This is a genomic window from Salipiger sp. (assembly GCF_048261495.1).
Taxonomy (GTDB): Bacteria; Pseudomonadota; Alphaproteobacteria; order Rhodobacterales; family Rhodobacteraceae; genus Salipiger.
In genome coordinates, this window is sequence record NZ_JBLXFX010000003.1 from 114,605 (window position 1) to 135,397 (window position 20,793).

The following is a 20,793-nucleotide window of genomic DNA, read 5'->3' on the forward strand; positions in this document are numbered from 1 at the left end:
GTGTCGTTGCCTGCGGGCTTATTCGCGATTGCCGAAAAGCTGGAGCAGGAACATGAACATGTTGATGAAGTCGAGGTAGAGCTGCAGCGCGCCCATGATGGCGGCCTTGCCCAGCCACTCGCTGTCACCATGCGCCGCGTGCTGGAGGTAGGTGTTCTTGATGTTCTGGGTGTCGTAGGCGGTCAGGCCGGCGAAGATCAGCACACCGAGGATCGAGATCGCGAAGGCGATCGCGGGCGATCCGAGGAAGATGTTGACGATCGAGGCGACCAGGATGCCGATCACGCCCATGATCAGGAAGGTACCCCAGCCGGAGATGTCCTTCTTCGTGGTGTAGCCCCAGAGCGACAGGCCCGCGAAGGCGATCGAGGTCACCAGGAAGACCTGCGCGATGGAGAAGCCGGTGAAGGCCACGAAGATCCAGCTGAGCGACAGGCCCATCACGGCGGCGAAGCCGTAGAAGAACAGCTGTGCGGCTGCGGCGGAAATGCGGTTCAGGGCCGCGCTGAAGGCGAAGACCATGATCAGCGGGGCGAACATGACGATCCAGCCGAGGATGTTCGGCTGCAGGGTCATCGGATCGCGGAAGATCCCGAGAAGCTGGTCGTTCGAACCGACGGCCCAGGCAACGAGGAAGGTCAGCAACATGCCGACGGACATCGTGCCGTAAACCTTGTTCATGTGGGCGCGGAGCCCTGCGTCGATCTGGCCCGCGCGGGCGCCGGAAACACTGCCGGCGGTCCGGATCGTTCTGTACTCTGCCATTCAAGCCTCCAAATGGTCCCGTGGGGTCGGATAAAAGTCTCTCTCGATATTGGCAGAGGTGGCGCGCAATTCAAGAAGTTGACCGCAAGAAACGCGCTGTTTCCGCGCGAAAACCGGCCCGGGTCGCGCCGGGCCGGTCCGGAGGCGGGGAAATCAGAGCGTCCAGTGCCGCGGCGCGTCCCAGAACGGCCGTCCGGCCTCGCGCTGCGCCTCGCTCCGGGTGATCCCCAGGTCCGCGAGCAGGTGGTCGTCGAGCTGTGCGAGATGGCGGCGCTGGCGGGCGAGGCCGGTCAGGCTCAGCAACCGCGACAGGAGCGGACGGCGGGGGGCGTGATAGCGGGGGAGGGCGGCATAGAGGCTCATGATGTGTTCCTTCACATATCCTGATGGTTTTCCGTGTTTGCATCGTTTCGTGTGATAGATATGCTGGAGCAGCACGTATCTGTAAAACGAATGTTACTGAACTCACACATCACGAGGGTTGATGAATGCGGAATCTGGACATCACCACGCTGCGATCGTTCGTGGCGGTCGCGGATGCGGGCGGGGTAACGCGCGCGGCGGGTTTTCTCAACCTGACGCAATCCGCCGTCTCGATGCAGCTCAAGCGGCTGGAGGAGATGCTCGGCCTGCCGGTTCTCGACCGCACGGGGCGGGGCGTCGCGCTCACGCCTGCGGGCGAGCAATTGCTGAAATATGCCCGCCGCATGATCGAGCTCAATGACGAGGTCTATGCCCGCCTGACCCAGCAGGACTGGGAAGGCGAGGTGGTGCTGGGCGTGCCGCATGACATCATCTACCCGGTGATTCCGCGCGTGATGCGCCTGATGCAGCGCGATTTCCCGCGGGTGAAGATCTCGCTCCTCAGTTCCTACACCAAGGATCTGAAGGCGATCTTCGCCAAGGGGGCCGCGGACGTGATCCTGACGACCGAACCCCATGCCGGCGGGGGCGGAGAGGAGCTTCTGGAGGTGCCGCTGCGCTGGTACGGCGCGCCGGGCGGGCTGACGTGGAAATCCTTCCCGCTCAAGGTCGCCTTCTGCAGCCATTGCGCCTTCCGGCCGCGGTCGATCGAGGCGCTGGAGGCCTTCGGGCTGGAATGGGAACTGGCGCTGAACTCGGAAAGCGACCGCGCGGTCGAGGTTGCGGTGACCGCCGATCTCGCCGTGACCGCCGTGCTCGAAGGCCATGCCCCGCCGCAATACGAGCTGATCCCCGCGAATGCCGGGCTGCCGGATCTCGGGGTGCAGAAGGTCAACCTCTACGCCGGGGGCGCGCGGCCGCAGATCGTGGAGCCGCTGGTGCAGTTCCTGCGCGCCGAGTTCGCCGCACAGCGCCACGGCGTGACGAGCGAACTGGCCGCGCAGTAGCGGTGCGGCTCAGTCGGTCAGGCGGATCACAACCTTGCCGGTGGACTTGCGGTCTCGCAGCAGGGCAAGGCCCTCCTCGACCCGGTCCAGCGGCAGCACATGGCTGACATGGGGGCGGATGCGGCCTTCGGAATGCCATCGGAACAGCGTGGCGAGCGACCCGGTGAGGATCTCGGGGCGGAAGCCCAGGTAGCCGCCCCAGTAGAGGCCCATCACGGTCAGGTTCTTGACCAGCATGTGATTGGCCTTGATCTGCGGCACGGTGCCCGAGGCGAAGCCGATGGTGAGCAGGCGCGCCTCGGGGCGGCAGGCGCGGAAGGCCGCGTCGAACTGATCGCCCCCGACCGGGTCATAGACCACGTCGGCCCCGCCGAGCGCCTTCATCTCGTCTCGGATGTCCTGCGTGCTGGCGTCGATCAGGTGGTCGGCCCCGGCATCGCGCGCCGCCTCCAGCTTGTCGGCGCCGCGCGCGCAGGCCACCACGCGGGCGCCCATGAGCTTTCCGATCTCGACCGCCGTCAGCCCGACGCCACCGGCGGCCCCGAGCACCAGCAGCGTCTCGCCCGGCAGCAGGCGGGCCCGGTGATCCAGCGCGAGGTGGCTGGTGCCGTAGGCGATCTGGAACGCGGCCGCGTCGACCGCATCCATCCCCTCGGGCAGCAGCACGGCGCGGCTGGCATCGAAGACGCCGTAGTCGGCCAGACCGTCGCGCCCGCCGAAGACCGCCACCCGGTCGCCCGGAGCAAAGGCCGTCACCCCGGACCCCGCCGCATCCACGGTGCCCGCGATTTCGAGCCCCAGCGTGAAGGGCAGGGGGGGCGTGTCCTGGTAGCGCCCCTCGATCATCAGCAGGTCCGCGAAGTTGAGACCGCAGGCCTCGATTCTCACGCGGATCTGCCCTTCGGCGGGCTCAGGAACGGCGATGTCGACCAGGCCGGGGCCGGTGGTTCTGTCGGAAAGATGAAATGCGCGCATGGGGTCCCCCGTGATCATTCGGGAAACTGCGCAATTTTTCGGCATTGTCAAATGCCTGCGCGCGACCTTCTGTCGCGCATGGCGTCGGAAAACACAACTTGGGGGTGTATTTTGTTAACTGTGTTCAGCGCGAAGTGCTGAATCCGGTTGATTCAGACGCGCGATCCGATGTAGCGTCGCCGCAACTTGAACAGGTATTATACGTGTGCAATTTTGGCACTCGTGCGGTAATGTGGCTCCGGCCGTGGGGCGAGTTGAGAAGGAAATAAAAATGACCCATCCAGTAGACGTTCATGTAGGCAAGCGTGTCCGGCATCGCCGGTGGCTGGTGGGAATGACCCAACAACAACTCGCGGAACGGGTCGGTATCAAGTTTCAGCAGATTCAGAAATACGAAACCGGCGCCAACCGGGTCAGCGCAAGCCGGCTCTGGGATATCGCGGACGCGCTGGAAGTGCCGGTGAGCTTCTTCTTCGAGGGCATTGAAAACGAACAGGAAGCCGGGACCGAGACGCTCTCGGCCATGCCCGCCGACATCCTCGGCGACAAGGAAGCGCTGGACCTCGTGCGCTCCTACTATGCGATTCCGGAAAATCAGCGCCGCCGTCTCTTCGAACTGGCGCGGGTCCTGTCCGACGTCGCTTGATCCCTGTGGCCTGCCGGGGTAACCGGCCCGCGATACGCTTAGCGGAGTGGCCGTCGTGAAGATCACCGATACCCTGGCCCGGGAGATCCGGGCGACTGCACACGCGCTGGCCGATGCCGCGCGTGTTGCGATTCTCCCCCATTTCCGCAGCGTCGACCTCTCTGCCGACAACAAGCAGAGCACGGGATTCGATCCCGTCACCGTGGCGGACCGCGCCTCGGAAGAAGCGATGCGCAAAATTCTGGCAGTTCGGCGGCCCGAGGACGGGATTCTCGGCGAAGAATTCGGGACGACCCGGGGGCAGAGCGGCCTGACCTGGGTGCTCGATCCCATCGACGGCACGCGCGGATTTCTCAGCGGCACGCCGACCTGGGGGGTGCTGATCGCGGTGTCCGATGACACCGGCCCGATCTACGGAATCGTCGACCAGCCCTATACCGGCGAGCGGTTCACCGGCGGTCTCGGCGCGGCCGACTGGACCGGGCCGCATGGTGGCGGAGCGCTGCGCACCCGGCCGCCGCGCGCCCTGAGCGAGGCGATCCTGTTCACGACCTTCCCCGAGATCGGCACGCCCGAGGACCGGACCGCGTTCAGTCGCGTGTCGGAGCGGGCGCGGCTGACCCGCTACGGCATGGATTGTTATGCCTATGCGCTGGTCGCTGCCGGGCATGTCGATCTGGTGATCGAAGCCGGGCTGCATGTCTACGACGTTCAGGCCCCGATCGCGGTGATCGAGGCCGCCGGCGGCATCGTCACCAACTGGGAGGGCGGGCCGGCCCACCAGGGCGGGCGGGTCCTTGCCGCCGCGAACCGGGACATCCACGCCGAGGCGCTTGCGCTGCTCGCCGGGTGACACCGCCGCCGCAACGCCGCGCGGCATCTTTTCTTTCACCCGGAGGCACGGCAGGTTGACCGGGCCTGACGCCGAGGGGAGGGGCCGATGACCGAGACACTGATCCGCAACGCACGCGCCGTGCTGACCATGGACGACCGCGGGACGGAGCATGCCGATTGCGACATCCTCCTGCGGGACGGCGTGATCGCGGCGGTCGGGCAGGGGCTGCAGAGCGATGGCGAGGTGGTCGAGGCTGCCTCCTGCGTGGTGACGCCCGGCCTCGTCAACACCCACCACCATCTCTACCAGACCCTGACCCGCGCGGTGCCCGCCGGTCAGGATGCCCTGCTGTTCGGATGGCTGCGGACGCTCTACCCGATCTGGGCGCGCTTCGGCCCGGAGGAGATGCGGATCTCGGCCCTGACCGGCCTCGCGGAGCTTGCGCTCTCCGGCTGCACGCTGACCTCGGACCATCTCTACCTGTTTCCGAACGGCGCGCGCCTCGACGATACCATCGACGCCGCGCGCGAAATCGGGCTTCGGTTCCACGCCACGCGCGGCGCGATGAGCATCGGCGAAAGCGACGGCGGCCTGCCGCCGGATTCGCTGGTCGAGTCGGAATCCGCCATCCTCGACGATTGCATCCGGGTGATCGACGCCTTTCACGACCCGTCGGACGGGGCGATGATCCGCGTCGGCGTCGCCCCCTGCTCGCCGTTCTCGGTCAGCCGCGAGCTGATGCGCGACGCGGCCCTGCTGGCGCGCGACAAGGGGGTGATGCTGCACACCCACCTGGCCGAAAATGACGAGGACATCGCCTATTCCCTTGCGAAATTCGGCTGCCGGCCCGGTCAGTACGCCGAGGATCTGGGCTGGACCGGCGCCGACGTCTGGCATGCGCATTGCGTGAAACTCGACGGGCAGGAGATCGACCTTTTTGCGCGCTCCGGCACCGGGGTGGCGCATTGCCCCTGTTCGAACTGCCGTCTCGGCTCCGGGATCGCGCCGGTGCGGGCGATGCGGGACGCCGGGGTGAAGGTGGGGATCGGCGTCGACGGTTCGGCCAGCAACGACGGCTCGGGGCTGATGGCCGAAGCGCGGATGGCGATGCTCCTGCAACGGGTGCAGAGCGGCGCCGACGCCATGAGCGCGCGCGAGGCGCTGCGCATCGCCACGCGGGGCGGGGCCGAAGTGCTGGGACGGACCGACTGCGGGCAGGTGGTGCCGGGGATGCGGGCGGATCTGGCCCTTTGGAACACCGACCAGGTCGAAAGCGCCGGAAGCTGGGACAAAACCGCGCTTCTTCTGGCAGGACCGACCAAAGTTCAACACCTCTTCGTCGAGGGGCGGCAGGTCGTACGCGACGGATTGCTCACATCCATAAACTTTGAGCAAACGATTGCTCGCCAGACCACATTGGCGGCCAGATTGTCGCTTATTCCTTGATTCGTGGTATCCAGACTTCCGGGGATACAACCTGAAGAAATAATGTGGCGAGCGGAATCATGAATAGATTGTATCTGGCCGGCATCCTGCTGGCCCTTGGCACCGCGGGTGCCTGCACGAAGGCCCCGGTACAGGAGGTGGCGACCCGGGGCGAGATCGTGCGTCTGAGCTCGGTTTCGGCACCGGCGGCCAATGCCTCGGCCTACGGCTCGGCGTTCAATGCCTTCCGGGCGCAGAAGGGCCTGCCCCAGCTGCGCCGGTCGCCCCGGCTCGAAGCGGCGGCGCGCAAACATGCCAGGGACATCGCGAACATGGGCAAGCTGACCCATCGCGGCTCGGACGGCAGCCAGATTTCCGGCCGGGTCAAGGCCACGGGCTACCCGATGCGGCGCGTGGCGGAAAACGCCGCCTGGACCGCGCAGGGCTTCGACCGGGTTCTCAAGATCTGGGAGGGCTCGCCCCCCCACCGCAAGAACATGCTGCGCCGCGATGTCGAGGAATACGGCCTGGCCAAGTCCGGCCCCTACTGGGTGCTGGTGGTCGGCCAGAAGCGGTAAGGCGTTTCAGGCGGCGGGATAGGCCTGCCGCCCCGCCACGTAGGTGGCGACGATCGCCCTGTCGTCTCCCATCATGATCGTCGGGAACAAGGCCTCCCAGATGTCACCGGCACGGGCGGCCCGCTGCGCGATGGCCGGGGTCGAGGCGAGGTCGAGCACGGTGAAATCGGCCTCCATCCCGGGGGCGAGGTTGCCGATCCGGTGATCCGCGCGCAGGGCGCCGGCCGAGCCCTGCGTTGCCAGCCAGAGCAGTTCGCTCGGGTGCAGGGGGCGATGGCGCAACTGGGCGACCTCGTAGGCGGCCGCCATGGTGCGCAGCATCGAAAACGACGACCCGCCGCCGGTATCCGTCGCAAGGCCGACGATCTGCCCCTCCTTCGTCAGTCCGCCCATGTCGAACAGGCCCGATCCGATGAAGGTGTTCGAGGTCGGGCAGTGCACCAGCGCGCCGCGCGCTTCCTTCAGCCGGTCCCGCTCGCGCGGTTCGAGATGGATCGCGTGGCCGTAAAGCCCGCCCGCCCCCAGCAGACCGTGCGCCTCGTAGGTGTCGAGATAGTCGCGCGCCTCCGGATAGAGCGATTTCACCCAGGCGATTTCGTCGGTCTGCTCGCTCAGATGGGTCTGCATCAGGCAGCCCGGGTGTTCCGCCCAGAGCGCCCCCAGCGCTTCGAGCTGTTCCGGGGTCGAGGTGGGCGAAAAGCGCGGCGTGATGACATAGCCCGCGCGCCCCTTGCCATGCCAGCGCTGCAACAGCGCGCGGCTGTCGTCATAGGCCGATTGCGCGGTGTCGCGCAGCTCCTCGGGCGCGGTGTCGCGGTCCATGCAGGTCTTGCCGGCAAAGATCCGCATCCCGCGCGCTTCGGCCGCCGCAAAGATCGCCTCCACCGAGGCGGGGTGAATGGTGCAGAAGGTGCAGACGGAGGTGGTGCCATGCGCCAGGAGCAGATCGAGATAGCGCGCCGCGATCTCCTCGGCATGGGCGGGATCGCCAAAGCGCATCTCCTCCGGGAAGGTGTAGTGGTTCAGCCAGTCGATCAGCCGCTTGCCCCAGCTCGCGATGATCGCGGTCTGCGGATAATGGGCATGGGCATCGACGAAGCCGGGCAGGATGAGCCGGTCGCCATGGTCGACGATGTCGGCCGAGGGATGCGCCGCGCGCAGGGCATCGGCCCTGTCGACGGAAAGGATTTGGCCATCTTCCACCAGGATCGCGCCGCGCCGCTCGTACCATGCGGCATCGGGCCCCAGGTCGAAGGGGGAGCCGTCGAAACTGATGACCTGACCCAGATGCAACGTGCTCACGACAACCCTCCCGTTCGGTCATCCGAGGATGATTCCCTTTGTGCTGCAAGGCAATGTGCCCTGTTGCTTCACGCGTCGATATCCTAATCTCTGCCCGAACGGCAGACAGAGCGGGGCAGGCATGACAGAATCCGACGAAATCGCGACCCCCGAGGACGATACCGACGACAATTCCTACGCGCTCGACCGCAAGGCCGTGGCGGCGATCCTCTATTCCGTCGACGTGGGGGACCGCGAAAAGCTGGTCGAGCTGATGGAGCCGCTGCACGCGGCCGACATCGCCGACCTTCTGGAGCAGATCAACGCCTTCGACCGGATGCGCCTGATCAAGCTCTACGACAAGGAATTCGACGGCGAGATCCTCTCCGAACTCGATGATCCCATCCGCGAGGAGGTCATGCGCCTTCTCAACCCGGAAGTGCTGGCCGACGCCGTCCGGGAACTGGATTCCGACGATGTGGTCGACCTGCTCGAGGATCTGGACGAGGCCCAGCAGGAGGCGATTCTCGACGTCCTCGAAGACAGCGACCGGGTCGCGGTCGAACAGTCGCTCACCTATCCGGAATATTCCGCCGGCCGCCTCATGCAGCGCGAGGTGGTCATGGCCCCCGAGCACTGGAACGTGGGCGAGGCCATCGACTACCTGCGCAATACCGAGGATCTGCCCGAGCAGTTCTACCACATCATCCTGGTCGACCCGAAGCTGCGCCCGGTCAGCAATGTCACCCTGGGCCGCCTCATGGCCTCGCGCCGCGAGGTGCTGCTGAAATCCATCGCCGAGGATACCTTCTACGTCATCCCGGTGACGCGGCCCGAGAGCGAGGTCGCCTATGCCTTCAATCAGTATCACCTGATCTCCTCCCCCGTGGTGGACGAAAACGACCGGCTGGTCGGGGTCATCACCATCGACGACGCCATGGCCGTGCTCGACGAGGAACACGAGGAAGACATCCTGCGCCTCGCCGGCGTGGGCGAGGAAAGCCGCCTCTCCGACAGCGTGCTGGAAACCACGCGCCAGCGGTTCCCGTGGCTCGCGGTGAATCTGGTGACGGCGGTCCTCGCGTCGCTGGTCATCGCGCAGTTCGAGGATGCGATCACCCGCGTGGTGGCGCTGGCCGTGCTCATGCCCATCGTCGCCTCGATGGGCGGCAATGCCGGCACCCAGGCGCTGACCGTCGCGGTGCGGGCGCTGGCGACGAAGGATCTCACCGGGTCCAACGTCTGGCGGATCATCCGCCGCGAGGTGCTCGTCGGGCTGGTGAACGGCGCGGCCTTCGCGCTCATCATGGGGCTGGTCGGGCTGTTCTGGTTCGACTCCGCGCATCTCGGCGCGGTCATCGCCTCGGCCATGATCATCAACCTCGTGGTTGCGGGGCTGGCGGGGATCGGCGTGCCGGTGATCCTCGAAAAGCTCGGGGTCGACCCGGCGCTGGCGTCCGGCGCCTTCGTGACCACGGTCACCGACGTGGTCGGCTTCTTCGCCTTCCTCGGCCTCGCGGTGCTGGTGCTGCTGTGAGCGCGCCCGACGCGGCCAAGCAGGCCGCCCGCACCGCCGCCTTCGCGCGGCGCAAGGCGGCCCATGGCAGCGATCCCGGCACCGCGGCGGGGCACCTGTCCGAAGTGCTTGCGGGCTATCGCGGCGTGCCCCTCTCCGGCTACATGCCGATCCGGACCGAAATCGACCCCACCCCCGCCATGGCCGAAGCCGCCGCCCACGGACCGGTCGGCATCCCGGTGATCGAGGCGCCGGGCCACCCCCTCCGCTTCGCCCTGTGGGAGCCGGATAAACCGCTGGTCGAGGGCCCGTTCGGCGCGCGCATCCCGGCCCGCCCGGTCTGGATGGAGCCCGAGATCCTGATCGTGCCGCTCGTCGCCTTCACCCGCGCCGGGGCACGGCTCGGCTATGGCGGCGGTTTCTACGACCGGACGCTGGCGCAGCTGCGCGCCCGCCGCGCCACCCATGCCATCGGCTTTGCCTTCGCCGCGCAGGAGGCCGACAGCCTGCCGACCGCGCCGACGGACCAGCCGCTCGACCTGATCGTGACCGAGCGGGGCGTGATCTCCCCCGCCTGACCGCCCTCGGGCGGAGCAGGGAACGAAAACCCGCCCCGTGCATTGTCCCCCCGGAAACGGCGGCGTCCCCGCGCCTGCCGCAACGACATTCGGAAAGGAGACACCATGCCCCGCTCATTCGTGACCTATCTCAGCGAAAATGCCCGCAAGGACGTCATCGGCCTGCTGAACGACCGGCTGGCCGACACCGTCGACCTCACGCAGGCGGTGAAACAGGCCCATTGGAACCTCAAGGGGCCGGGTTTCATCGGCGTGCACGAGCTGCTCGACCAGGTGGCCGACCACCTGCGCGACGCCTCGGACCTGATGGCCGAACGCGCCGTGATCCTCGGCGGCGTGGCGCAGGGCACGCTGCAGCAATCCGCCGCGAATTCCAGCCTCGCACCCTATCCCGCCGACATCATCGCGATCGAGGACCACATCGAAGCCCTGGTCGAGCGCTTCGGTGATTACGGCGCCAAGCTGCGCAAGGCGATCGAGGCCGCGGGCGAAGCCGGCGACGAAGACACCGCCGACCTCTTCACCGAAGTCAGCCGCACCGCGGACAAGGACGCCTGGTTCATCGGCTCGAACAGCCCGAAGGCCGCCTGAGACCGACTCTCTCCCTCCGCGCCGACACCCCCCATTCTCCGGTTGGAAAATATCCCGGGGGAGTCGCCGGAGGCGACGGGGGCAGCGCCCCCGACCGGCGCCCCGCAAGGGGCGCCGCTTTCACTCTCGGACCCCAAAATGCCTGTCAGGGCAGGGCGCGCCACCCGATGTCCCGGCGGCAGAAGCCCTCGGGCCAATCCACCGCATCGACCAGCGCATAGGCACGCGCGCGCGCCTCGGCCAGCGTTGCCCCGCGCGCCGTCGCGTTCAGAACCCGCCCGCCCGACGCCACCACCTTCCCGTCCTTCTCGACCGTGCCGGCATGGAACATCTGGTGAAAGGAATCCTCGGCCAGCCCGTCCAGCCCGCCGATGACCGTGCCCTTGGCATAGTCGCCGGGATAACCCGCCGCCGCGAGCACCACCGTCATCGCGTGATCGTCGGCCCAGCTCACCCGCGCCTCGCCCAACCGGCCCTCGGCGCAGGCCTGCACGAGATCCAGCGCCTGCGCGCCGAGGCGCATCATCAGCACCTGGCATTCGGGATCGCCGAAGCGGACGTTGTACTCCACCAGCCGTGGCTGGCCGTTCTCGATCATCAGCCCGACGTAAAGCACCCCGGAATAGGGCATCCCGCGCCGTACCATCTCGGCCATGGTCGGGCGCACGATCTCGTCCAGCGCCTTCTGCGTGATCGCGTCGGTCATCACCGGGGCAGGGGAATAGGCCCCCATGCCGCCGGTGTTCGGGCCGGTATCGCCTTCGCCGACGCGCTTGTGATCCTGCGCGGTGCCGATCGGCAGCACGTCCTCGCCATCCACCAGCACGAAGAACGAGGCTTCCTCCCCGGTCATGAATTCCTCGATCACCACCTCGGCCCCGGCGCCGCCGAACACTCCGCCGAACATGTCGTCCAGCGCCGCCTCCGCCTCGGCCACGGTCTCGCAGATGATCACACCCTTGCCCGCCGCCAGCCCGTCGGCCTTGACCACCAGCGGAGCGCCCCCGGCGCGCACATGTGCCTTGGCCGCTGCGGCATCGGTGAAATGCGCATAGGCCGCCGTCGGGGCCTTCGCCGCGTCGCAGATCTCCTTGGTGAAGCTCTTGGAGGCCTCGAGCCGCGCCGCCGCGGCAGAGGGTCCGAAGACCGAATAGCCTTCCTCGCGCAACACGTCCGCCACCCCGGCCGCCAGCGGCGCCTCCGGCCCCACGATCACCAGGTCGATGGCATTGTCCCCGGCGAATTCCACCACCGCCCCACCGTCGAGGATATCCAGCGCCGCGCATTCCGCGATCTCGGCGATCCCGACATTGCCCGGCGCCACGATCAGCTTGTCGCACTTGGGGTTCTGCATCACCGCCCAGGCCAGCGCATGTTCGCGCCCGCCGCCACCGAGAATGAGGATGTTCATGGCTGCGCTCCCGCCTTGGCCTTCGTTGCGCCGCGTTCTAAGGTCCCCCGAGACCAAGAGCAAGCGAGGCGGCATGTCCGATCTGATCGACGACGACACCGGCAACACGCCGGAATTCACCGTCTCCGAAATTTCCGGCGCCGTGAAGCGCGTGATCGAGGGCGAATTCGGCTTCGTGCGCATCCGGGGCGAGCTCGGCCGCGTCTCGACGCCGCGCTCGGGGCATGTCTATCTCGACCTCAAGGACGACCGATCGGTGATCTCCGGCATCCTCTGGAAGGGAACCGCCGCCCGGCTCGACACCCGCCCCGAAGAGGGGATGGAAGTCGTCGTGACCGGCCGCCTCACCACCTTCCCCGGCCAGTCGAAGTATCAGATCGTCATCGACGACCTGCGGCCGGCGGGCCTCGGCGCGCTGATGGCGATGCTCGAGAAACGCAAGGCCGCGATGGCCGCCGAGGGTCTCTTCGCCCCGGAGCGCAAGCAGCCGCTGCCCTACCTGCCCGAGATCATCGGCGTGGTGACCTCGCCCTCGGGCGCGGTGATCCGCGACATCCTGCACCGCCTGCGCGACCGCTTTCCCAGCAAGGTGCTGATCTGGCCGGTCGCGGTGCAGGGCGCCAAATGCGCGCCCGAGGTCGCCCGCGCCATCGCCGGGTTCAACGCGCTCGCCCCCGGCGGCGCCCTGCCGCGGCCCGACCTCCTCATCGTCGCCCGCGGCGGCGGCTCCGTCGAAGACCTCTGGGGCTTCAACGAAGAGATCGTCGTGCGCGCCGCCGCCGCCTCGCGGATTCCGCTGATCTCCGCGGTCGGCCACGAAACCGACACCACGCTCATCGATTTCGCCTCGGACCGCCGCGCGCCCACACCCACTGCCGCGGCGGAAATCGCCGTGCCCGTGCGCCTCGACCTGCTGACCTGGACCGGCGAGGCTCGGTCGCGCATGTCCCGCGCCATGTCGCAGCGCCTCGAAACCCGCGCCCAGCGGCTGCGCGACCTCGCCCGCGCCCTGCCGCGTCCCGACACCCTGCTCGACGCGCCGCGCCAACGGCTCGACCTGCTCGGCGACCGCCTGCCGCAGGCGCTGATCCGCAGTGCCGACCGCCGCCGCGTCGCGCTCTCGCGCATTGCCGGCGCTCTCCGGCCCTCCTTGCTCCGCCGCACGATCGCCCATGGCCGCGAGGCGCTGGGACGCCGCGCCGACCGCCTGACGCTGCGCACGATCCGCCAGGACCTGACACGCAAGCGCGACCAGCTCGACCAGCTCGCCACCCGTCTCGAAGACGCCCGCACCCGCCGCCTCGACGGCACCCGCCAGCGGCTCGACGGGCTCGCCCGCCTGCTCGAAACCCTCAGCTACAAGGCAACCCTCGCGCGCGGCTATGCGGTGGTCCGAGGCGAGGACGACCAGGTCCTGACCTCCGCCGCGCGCGCCAGGGCGGCCTCCGGTCTCGAGATCGAATTCACCGACGGCCGCTACAGGATCGGCGGCGCCGCCCGCGGCCCGCGCAAGCCCACGCCCGCGCCGAAACAGGGCAGCCTCTTCTGACGCCCTCCGCTTCTTCTGGCGAAAAATATCCCGGGAGTGAATTGGCCGCAGGCCAAGAGAGGGCAGCGCCCTCTGCCGCCGCCGCGGTCAGACCCCGACGTCGGGACCGAAGCACATCATCGGTTTCTCGTTCTGCTGGGCTTCGTACAGCACCGTGTTGTCGGGATCGTTCTGGAACACCGCCCGCAACTTCGCCCCGTCCCGGTAGAAGCTCCAGCACTGGGGCGACAGCGCGTCCTCGTAGACGAAACAGATCATGTTCGCCTCTTCGTACCAGTAGCCGTCCTTGCATTTCCCGTCGAGGAACGACCATCGGACCTGCCGGTCGGGCAGGTATTCCTCGACCCCGTAATCCTGCCCGCCGAGGCCGAAATACAGCGTCTTTCCGATGACATAGGATTCGAACTCCGAAGCCGACATAGGCTCTGCGGCATGGGCGGGAAGCGGCGCGAGGGCCAGCAGGCAAAGAACGAGATGTTTCATGCCCCGACCCTGCCAGACCATCGCGAGTCGCGAAAGGAAATGGTGAAGGAATGGTTAAACCCGGCCGGGCCGCGGAGGGAGTTGCCCGTTCCCGCGCCAGGCTTCGGCCCGCCGGTCCATCAGGCGCCGCCAGAGCGGCGGCACCAGCGCGGCGAGCGCCATCACCGGCAGGGAGAAGGGCAGAAGCGGCATCCGTTCGCGGTCGATCGTCAGCGCCGGATAGGCCCGGCCGGGGCGCAGATGGTGGTCCGAATGGCGCGGCGCATTCAGCATCAGGGCGCCGGAAAACCCCTGCGGCGCGTTCCAGCTGTGCTGCGGTCCCGCCGGCTCCCACCGGCCGGGGGCGATGGCACGCCGTCTCAGCCCGTAGTGCTGAACGTAGTCCGAAAGCAACAGCTGCGCCTGCGCATGGAACGACAGCGCGAGCCATGCGGCGATCCCGCTGCCTCCCGCGACGGCCCAGACCAGCGCTCCCGTTGCCAGGCTCCACCCCGCGTGGATCAAGGCCGGATGCGGGCCGCGCGCCCTTGCGCGGCGGCGCAGGGCGGTCTCTGCGCGATAGCCCGCGATCAGGCTCCGCGGCCAGGCGCGCATGAGGAACGCGTAGTAACTCTGCCCTGCGGGGGCGGAATTCGGATCCAGCGGGGTCGCGACATGCACGTGATGCACCCGCAGATGGGCCGAGGCATGGTGCCCGAACAGCATCGACGAGAACACCGCGACCCCGAGCCTGCGCTGCGCACGACCGGACCTGTGGATCAGGTCATGCGCACAGGAATTCGCCACCTGCCCGAAATACAGCCCGAGAGCGAGAAACAGCAGGACGCGGTTGCCGGGGCTCTGCCCGCCCGCCCCGCAGATCACCGCGACGCCGCCGATCAGCAGCGGAAACTGCACCAGACCCAGCAGCATGGCGAGGCCGTCTCCCTCCGAACCCGCGCCGCCGGGGCCGTCGGGGTCGGCGAAGAACCCGAGACGATCCATGTACCAGGTGAACAGCGTGACGTAAGCCATCGCCAATGCGGGAAAGATCCCGCCGTAGACAAGCGCCGCGACTAGCAGCGCCACAACGCCCCCGGTCGACAGAACGAAGCGCATCATCGCGCGAGGGGCTCGCGACCGGGCCAGGCACCCGGCGCAGACGTCCATCCGGAGCCTCGGAGCGTGGAGATAAGCCGGAAAGTGGGAACAAAGTTCGAAAAGGTGAAGCCGATGGGATCTGAGATAAATTCAGGCGAGAAGATGCGGGAAAAAGATAATCTAGCCATTCTTGTAAACCGCGCAGACGCAGCCTGAACTCTTCAGCTTCAGGCAATCCCGCCAGGCGGCGTCGCGGCTGTCGCGGCCGAGGCGTGCCATCCAGTAGCCGCCGCGCGGGCTGGCGCGGCTCTTTTCCCAGACCAGTTCGGGGGATTCGCCCTTGATCTGCGCGCTGCAGATCCTGGCGCGGTCCCGGAACTGGTCCAGCGCCTTGGACTTGCTCGTGCCGAAGGCCATCTGGATGCCCCAGGGCTTCAGGGCGGGCTCCGGCCTCGGATAGGCGGTCAGGCGGCGGTTGCGGGCCAGATCGTGGCAGGCCTCGGGAAAGGTCTTGTCCTTCTGCAAGCGGAAATCGTGGCTGTCGGGCGGTTCGTCGCGCCATGTCTCGGCGGTGAGGCCGGTGATGATCTGCACGTACTCCACCGTCTCGCGCGCCAGCCCGCCGGTTTCCGCGACCAGCCCGTCGGCGCGCCGCTCGCCGCCGTTGTAGGCCACGGCGGCCAATCCCTGGTTGCCGTAGCGGCGGGCAAGCTCTCCGAGGTATTCGGCGGAATACTCCAGCGCTTCCGCGGGGTTATAGGGATCCTTCAATCCGCGCAGCGCCGCCGTCGAGGGGATGAACTGGGCGATGCCGCGTGCGTTGGCGGGGCTGAGCGCATTGGGATCGAACCGGCTTTCCTGCCAGATCAACCGCGCGAAAAAGCCCCGGTCGAGCCCGTGGCGCTGCGCGAAATGGTCGATCGCCTGGCAGGTGTCGTGCACGAACTGGCTTGGCCGGATGCATTCCACCGGCCCGAAACTGCCGCGCGAACATTGGGTGCCGGGTTCGGGAACGCCGGGCGCGATGCCCGCCCGCAGGGGCATGGCAAGTACCAGAAGACCGACAAACAGACCCTTGCGCCACATGGCGCCATCAACACCGGACGCAGCGCCTCGGTCAACTCACACTTTTCACTGGCCGCCCTGCGTATTAGGTGAAGGGAACGGAAGTGAAAGGTCTGCCCCGATGTCCTTCTTCGGCAAGCTCAAGAGCAAGTTGTTCAAATCCTCGTCAAAGCTCGACGAGGGGCTCGACGCCATCATGCAGGACGGCGGGACCGAGGACGATCCCGCGCCGCAGGTGCCGCCGCCGCCGTCGGAGCAGCCGGACCCGGTGCGCGAGGTGCCCGAGACCCCGGCCGAGACGCCCGCGCCCACCCCTGCCGAGGCGCCGATGCCGCAGGATCCCGTCACGCGACCCGGCGCGCCTGCGCCGGGGCCGGATGCGACGCCGCCCTCCGATCCGCGGCCGGAGACCGCGCCGGGGCCCGACCTGCCGCCGCTCGAAGTGCCGCCGCGCCCCGAGCCTCGGCCCGATCTGCCGCCCGCCGAAGTGCCGGCCGATCCGGGCCGCACCGAGGAGACGCGCAGGGCCGGTCTGCTGGGGCGCGTCTTCGGCCGCCCCGCGCCGAGCGAGCCGGTGATCCGCCGCGTGCTCGACGACGACCTGCTGGAAAGCCTCGAAGAGCTGCTGATCGCGTCGGACATGGGGGTGGACACCGCGCTGCGGGTCACCGCGAACATCGCCGAGGGCCGTTTCGGCAAGCGCCTGTCCGGGCGCGAGATCAAGACGCTGCTTGCCGACGAGGTGGCACGGATCATGGAGCCGGTCGCGCGGCCCCTGCCGCTCTATCCGCGCAAGCCGCAGGTGGTGCTCGTGGTGGGGGTCAACGGCTCGGGCAAGACGACGACCATCGGCAAGCTGGCAAGCCAGTTCCGCGCCGCCGGCAAGAAGGTGGTCATCGCCGCGGGCGACACCTTTCGCGCCGCGGCGGTCGAACAGCTGCAGGTCTGGGGCGACCGCGCCGGGGTGCCGGTGCTGACCGCCGCGCAGGGCAGCGACCCCGCGAGCCTTGCCTTCGACGCGATGACCAAGGCGCAGGCCGATGGCGCGGACCTTCTGCTCATCGACACGGCCGGGCGGTTGCAGAACCGGCAGGATCTGATGGAGGAACTGGCCAAGATCGTCCGCGTGATCCGCAAGAAGGACCCCGACGCGCCGCACAACACGCTGCTGGTGCTGGACGCAACGACGGGCCAGAACGCCCTGAAACAGGTCGAGATCTTCCGCCAGGTCGCCGATGTCTCGGGGCTGGTGATGACCAAGCTCGACGGAACCGCCAAGGGCGGCGTGCTGGTTGCGCTGGCGGACCGGTTCGGCCTGCCGATCCACGCCATCGGCGTGGGCGAGCAGATCGACGACCTGCAGCCCTTCGATCCCGAGGAATTCGCCGCCGCGCTGACCGGGCTGGACGCCGCGTGACCGGAGCCGATCGTTGAGCGCCTGGCTCATCGCGCTCGAGGGCACCGATGCCGGGCGCCATCTGGCGCTGGTGCTCGCGCTGGCCGCGGCCTTCCTGCACGCGGTGTTCGGGGCGCTCCAGAAGGGGCGGCACGATCCCTGGCTGTCGCGCGGGGCGATCGATCTGTCCTACGGGCTGATGGCGGCGCCCTTCGCGCTGTTCGTCGTGCCCTGGCCCGCGCCGCATATGTGGCCGATCTTTGCGGGCGCCTTCCTCATCCATGCGGTCTACAAGATGCTGCAGGCCTGGGCCTATACGCGGGGCGCCTATACGGTGGTCTACCCGGTGGTGCGCGGGTCGAGCCCGTTCTTCGCGGTGATCGGTGCGGGGCTGATCTTCGGCGAGACCTTCACCGCGACGCAATGGGGCGGGGTGGCCCTTCTGATGGGCGGGATCTTCGGGCTCGCGGTCTACAACCTGCGCCACCTCACCGTGGCCCGCGACACGCTGCCGGCGGCGCTGGGGATCGCGGTGGTGACGGGGGCCTTCGTCGCGCTCTATACCTCCTACGACGCCTACGGCATCCGTGCGGCGGCCGATCCCTTCACCTTCCTTGCCTGGTTCTTCATGATCGACGGGATCCTGATGCCGGCGATCGCCGCGCTGCGCTGGCGCGGGATGGTCACCCGCCCCGCCTTTGCGCCGCTGGCCGCGCGCGGGCTGATCGGAGGGCTGATCGCCTTCGGCAGCTTCGGGTCGATCATGGTGGCCACGCGGCTCGACAAGGTGGGCGAGGCGGCCGTCCTGCGCGAGACCTCGACCGTCTTCGCGGCGCTGATCGGCTGGCTGGTGCTGAAGGAGACGGTGGGTCCGCGCCGCATCGCTCTCATGAGCTTGATCGCCCTCGGCGCGGTGGTCGTTGAGATGGGCGGCTAGGGCGGTTATCTGTCCCTGGAAAACGGAGGCACGGCATGGACCAACGGCAGATCAATCCCATCCTGAAGACGGCGCTCGAAATCGGGCCGGTGATTGCCTTCTTCGCGGCTTACCTGCTGGTGAAGGACCGCAGCTTCACGGTGTTCGGGCAAAGCTACGAGGGGTTCATCCTCGTCACCGCCGGGTTCATTCCGCTGCTGCTGGTCTGCACCGGGCTGCTCTGGGCGCTGACCGGGCATCTCAGCCGGATGCAGGTGGTGACGGCGGTGCTGGTGGTGGTGTTCGGCGGGCTGTCCGTGTGGCTGAACGACGACCGCTTCTTCAAGATGAAGCCGACGCTGATCTACCTGCTCTTCGCCACGGCGCTGGGGATCGGGCTGCTGCGGGGCGAGAGCTACCTGCGCAGCGTGATGGAGGGGCTGATGCCGCTGAAGCCCGAAGGCTGGATGCTGCTGACCAAGCGCGTGACGGCGCTGTTCCTCGGCCTCGCGGTCCTGAACGAGGTGATCTGGCGGACGATGTCGACGGAATCCTGGGTCTATTTCAAGACCTTCGGCCTGACCGCCGGGGTCTTCGTCTTTTTCATGACTCAGGGCGGGTTGTTCCGCAAATACGCGCTGGAGCAGGACGAGGGCTGACCGCCCCCGTCCCGCGCGGGCCCAGGTCAGTCCTTGGGTTTCGCGGCGGGGTCGGGCTGGCCGGTGCCCTTGAAGATCGCCTTGAAGGGCAGGGCCCAGAGAAAGCCCAGGCCCACGTAGACCAGCAGTTCCACCAGGATCGGCGGCCGGTCGAGCCAGTTCACCAGGCTGACCGCCGCCATGATGTAGAGCGGCAGCCAGACCACCAGCAGCAACAGCGCCAGCCGCTTGCGGGTCTTGTGCGACAGCGCCATCAGTCGACGAACGGGTCGGTGACGAGGATCGTGTCCTCGCGCTCGGGCGAGGTCGACAGCAGCGCGACCGGGCAGCCGATCAGCTCTTCGATGCGGCGGACGTATTTCACCGCATTGCCCGGAAGGTCGTTCCAGGACCGCGCGCCCTCGGTGGATTCGCTCCAGCCCTGCATCTCTTCGTAGATCGGCGTGCAGCGGGCCTGCTGCTCGGCCGCGGTGGGCAGGTAGTCGAGGGTCTCGCCGTCAAGCTCGTAGCCCGTGCAGATGCGGATCGTCTCGAAGCCGTCCAGCACGTCGAGCTTGGTGAGAGAGATGCCGTTCACGCCCGAGGTGACGCAGGTCTGGCGCACCAGCACGGAATCGAACCAGCCGCAGCGGCGCTTGCGCCCGGTCACGGTGCCGAACTCGCGGCCGCGTTCGCCGAGGCGCTGGCCGTCGGCATCGTCCAACTCGGTCGGGAAGGGGCCTTCGCCGACGCGGGTGGTGTAGGCCTTGACGATGCCGAGCACGAAGTCGATGGCGCCCGGCCCGATGCCGGTGCCGGTGGCGGCCTGTCCCGCGATCACGTTGGAGGAGGTGACGAAGGGATAGGTGCCGAAGTCGATGTCCAGCAGCGCGCCCTGGGCACCCTCGAACAGGATGCGCTTGCCGGCGCGGCGCTTTTCGTTGAGCACCTTCCAGACGGGGCCGGCGTATTGCAGCACCTCGGGGGCGATCTCCATCAGGCTGTCGATCAGGGCGGTGCGGTCCACCGGCTCCATCCCGAGGCCGCGACGCAGGGCGTCGTGATGGGTCAGCGCGCGGTCGACGCGGCTTTCCAGCGTGGCGCGGTCGGCAAGGTCCGCGACCCGGACCGAGCGGCGGCCGACCTTGTCCTCGTAGGCCGGACCGATGCCCCGCCCGGTGGTGCCGATCTTGGACCCCTTGCTGGCCGCATCCTCGCGGGCGCGGTCGAGTTCGCCGTGGATCGGCAGGATCAGCGGCGTGTTCTCGGCGATCATCAGTGTTTCGGGCGAGATCTCGACGCCCTGTTCGCGGATCGAGGCGATTTCCTTGACCAGGTGCCAGGGGTCCAGCACCACGCCGTTGCCGATGACCGACATCTTGCCGCCGCGCACCACGCCCGAGGGCAGCGCGTTCAGCTTGAAGACCTTGCCGTCGATGACCAGCGTATGGCCCGCGTTGTGGCCCCCCTGGAACCGGGCGATGACGTCGGCGCGCTCCGAGAGCCAGTCCACGATCTTGCCCTTGCCTTCGTCGCCCCACTGGGCGCCTACGACGACCACGTTTGCCATTGCTGATCCCTTCCCCTGCGGGTGTTCAAACGGGCTCCGTATAGCGCCGCGCGCGCGCGGGCGAAACCGCCAATTTGCCGCGCGGTGCTGGACTTGTCCGGCGTCCTGCGCTCAGGTGGCGCGGC

The 20,793-nt window shown here is 68.0% G+C and carries 22 protein-coding genes; 12 read left to right on the top strand and 10 right to left on the bottom strand.

What is annotated here, in order from left to right; all coding sequences use genetic code 11:
• Positions 1 to 18: 18 nt before the first annotated feature.
• A complete protein-coding gene (locus tag ACN0RJ_RS07155; RefSeq protein WP_417723825.1) occupies positions 19 to 765 on the bottom strand; it encodes a Bax inhibitor-1 family protein in 747 nt (248 codons plus the stop codon).
• Positions 766 to 918: 153 nt separating this feature from the next.
• Positions 919 to 1,128 (bottom strand): DUF1127 domain-containing protein, encoded by a 210-nt coding sequence (locus ACN0RJ_RS07160; protein WP_417719881.1) that lies wholly within the window; start codon positions 1,126 to 1,128, stop codon positions 919 to 921.
• 125 nt (positions 1,129 to 1,253) lie between these two features.
• On the opposite strand from ACN0RJ_RS07160, the gene ACN0RJ_RS07165 reads away from it, so the two are divergent.
• Positions 1,254 to 2,135 (top strand): LysR family transcriptional regulator, encoded by an 882-nt coding sequence (locus tag ACN0RJ_RS07165; protein WP_417723826.1) that lies wholly within the window; start codon positions 1,254 to 1,256, stop codon positions 2,133 to 2,135.
• Positions 2,136 to 2,144: 9 nt separating this feature from the next.
• Here the strand turns inward: ACN0RJ_RS07165 and ACN0RJ_RS07170 are convergent, their stop codons facing one another.
• The gene (locus ACN0RJ_RS07170; RefSeq protein WP_417723827.1) at positions 2,145 to 3,110 is read right to left on the bottom strand and encodes an NADPH:quinone oxidoreductase family protein; all 966 of its coding nucleotides are present in this window, start codon (positions 3,108 to 3,110) and stop codon (positions 2,145 to 2,147) included.
• Positions 3,111 to 3,381: 271 nt separating this feature from the next.
• Here ACN0RJ_RS07170 and ACN0RJ_RS07175 point away from each other — a divergent pair, with 271 nt between their 5' ends.
• From ACN0RJ_RS07175 to ACN0RJ_RS07190, 4 genes are all read left to right on the top strand, one after another.
• A complete protein-coding gene (locus ACN0RJ_RS07175; RefSeq protein ID WP_417719884.1) occupies positions 3,382 to 3,756 on the top strand; it encodes a helix-turn-helix domain-containing protein in 375 nt (124 codons plus the stop codon).
• 55 nt (positions 3,757 to 3,811) lie between these two features.
• Positions 3,812 to 4,609: a histidinol-phosphatase gene (gene hisN, locus ACN0RJ_RS07180; protein ID WP_417719885.1), complete on the top strand. Its 798-nt coding sequence runs from the start codon at positions 3,812 to 3,814 to the stop codon at positions 4,607 to 4,609.
• Positions 4,610 to 4,696: 87 nt separating this feature from the next.
• Entirely contained in the window at positions 4,697 to 6,037 is a 1,341-nt protein-coding gene (locus ACN0RJ_RS07185) for an 8-oxoguanine deaminase (RefSeq protein WP_417719886.1), read from the top strand.
• A gap of 59 nt (positions 6,038 to 6,096) precedes the next feature.
• A complete protein-coding gene (locus ACN0RJ_RS07190; protein ID WP_417719887.1) occupies positions 6,097 to 6,594 on the top strand; it encodes a CAP domain-containing protein in 498 nt (165 codons plus the stop codon).
• Between the two features lie 6 nt (positions 6,595 to 6,600).
• Here the strand turns inward: ACN0RJ_RS07190 and guaD are convergent, their stop codons facing one another.
• Positions 6,601 to 7,896: a guanine deaminase gene (gene guaD, locus ACN0RJ_RS07195; RefSeq protein WP_417723828.1), complete on the bottom strand. Its 1,296-nt coding sequence runs from the start codon at positions 7,894 to 7,896 to the stop codon at positions 6,601 to 6,603.
• A gap of 121 nt (positions 7,897 to 8,017) precedes the next feature.
• On the opposite strand from guaD, the gene mgtE reads away from it, so the two are divergent.
• The 3 genes from mgtE (at position 8,018) to dps (ending at position 10,560) form a co-directional block, all read left to right on the top strand.
• Entirely contained in the window at positions 8,018 to 9,412 is a 1,395-nt protein-coding gene (mgtE, locus tag ACN0RJ_RS07200; protein ID WP_417723829.1) for a magnesium transporter, read from the top strand.
• Positions 9,409 to 9,969, top strand: coding sequence for a 5-formyltetrahydrofolate cyclo-ligase (locus ACN0RJ_RS07205; RefSeq protein WP_417723830.1), 561 nt, complete (start codon positions 9,409 to 9,411; stop codon positions 9,967 to 9,969). Before mgtE ends, ACN0RJ_RS07205 begins: the two co-directional genes overlap by 4 nt.
• Before the next feature lie 105 nt (positions 9,970 to 10,074).
• Positions 10,075 to 10,560, top strand: coding sequence for a DNA starvation/stationary phase protection protein Dps (dps, locus tag ACN0RJ_RS07210; RefSeq protein ID WP_417719891.1), 486 nt, complete (start codon positions 10,075 to 10,077; stop codon positions 10,558 to 10,560).
• Positions 10,561 to 10,705: 145 nt separating this feature from the next.
• On the opposite strand, the gene purD is transcribed toward dps, so the two are convergent.
• Positions 10,706 to 11,971 carry a phosphoribosylamine--glycine ligase gene (gene purD, locus ACN0RJ_RS07215; RefSeq protein WP_417723831.1) on the bottom strand — a complete coding sequence of 422 codons (1,266 nt, stop codon included), beginning with the start codon at positions 11,969 to 11,971 and terminating at the stop codon, positions 10,706 to 10,708.
• A 73-nt stretch (positions 11,972 to 12,044) separates the two neighbouring features.
• On the opposite strand from purD, the gene xseA reads away from it, so the two are divergent.
• Positions 12,045 to 13,520, top strand: a complete 1,476-nt coding sequence (xseA, locus tag ACN0RJ_RS07220) for an exodeoxyribonuclease VII large subunit (RefSeq protein WP_417723832.1) — start codon at positions 12,045 to 12,047, stop codon at positions 13,518 to 13,520.
• Positions 13,521 to 13,607: 87 nt separating this feature from the next.
• On the opposite strand, the gene ACN0RJ_RS07225 is transcribed toward xseA, so the two are convergent.
• From ACN0RJ_RS07225 to ACN0RJ_RS07235, 3 genes are all read right to left on the bottom strand, one after another.
• Positions 13,608 to 14,003 carry a hypothetical protein gene (locus ACN0RJ_RS07225; RefSeq protein ID WP_417719894.1) on the bottom strand — a complete coding sequence of 132 codons (396 nt, stop codon included), beginning with the start codon at positions 14,001 to 14,003 and terminating at the stop codon, positions 13,608 to 13,610.
• 54 nt (positions 14,004 to 14,057) lie between these two features.
• On the bottom strand, positions 14,058 to 15,104 hold the full coding sequence (locus tag ACN0RJ_RS07230; protein WP_417723833.1) for an alkane 1-monooxygenase: 1,047 nt from the start codon (positions 15,102 to 15,104) through the stop codon (positions 14,058 to 14,060).
• Between the two features lie 159 nt (positions 15,105 to 15,263).
• Positions 15,264 to 16,169, bottom strand: coding sequence for a lytic transglycosylase domain-containing protein (locus ACN0RJ_RS07235; RefSeq protein WP_417723834.1), 906 nt, complete (start codon positions 16,167 to 16,169; stop codon positions 15,264 to 15,266).
• 100 nt (positions 16,170 to 16,269) lie between these two features.
• Here ACN0RJ_RS07235 and ftsY point away from each other — a divergent pair, with 100 nt between their 5' ends.
• From ftsY to ACN0RJ_RS07250, 3 genes are read left to right on the top strand one after another with little or no spacing between them, the layout of a single operon-like run.
• Positions 16,270 to 17,565, top strand: coding sequence for a signal recognition particle-docking protein FtsY (gene ftsY, locus ACN0RJ_RS07240; RefSeq protein WP_417723835.1), 1,296 nt, complete (start codon positions 16,270 to 16,272; stop codon positions 17,563 to 17,565).
• Between the two features lie 13 nt (positions 17,566 to 17,578).
• Positions 17,579 to 18,481: an EamA family transporter gene (locus ACN0RJ_RS07245; protein WP_417719898.1), complete on the top strand. Its 903-nt coding sequence runs from the start codon at positions 17,579 to 17,581 to the stop codon at positions 18,479 to 18,481.
• A gap of 35 nt (positions 18,482 to 18,516) precedes the next feature.
• Positions 18,517 to 19,119, top strand: a complete 603-nt coding sequence (locus tag ACN0RJ_RS07250) for an inner membrane-spanning protein YciB (RefSeq protein WP_417723836.1) — start codon at positions 18,517 to 18,519, stop codon at positions 19,117 to 19,119.
• A 26-nt stretch (positions 19,120 to 19,145) separates the two neighbouring features.
• On the opposite strand, the gene ACN0RJ_RS07255 is transcribed toward ACN0RJ_RS07250, so the two are convergent.
• Complete coding sequence (locus ACN0RJ_RS07255; RefSeq protein ID WP_417719900.1) at positions 19,146 to 19,373, bottom strand: DUF2842 domain-containing protein; 228 nt, start codon at positions 19,371 to 19,373, stop codon at positions 19,146 to 19,148.
• Complete coding sequence (locus ACN0RJ_RS07260) at positions 19,373 to 20,668, bottom strand: adenylosuccinate synthase (protein WP_417723837.1); 1,296 nt, start codon at positions 20,666 to 20,668, stop codon at positions 19,373 to 19,375. The genes ACN0RJ_RS07255 and ACN0RJ_RS07260 overlap by 1 nt, the downstream gene beginning before the upstream one ends.
• Positions 20,669 to 20,793 lie beyond the last annotated feature (125 nt).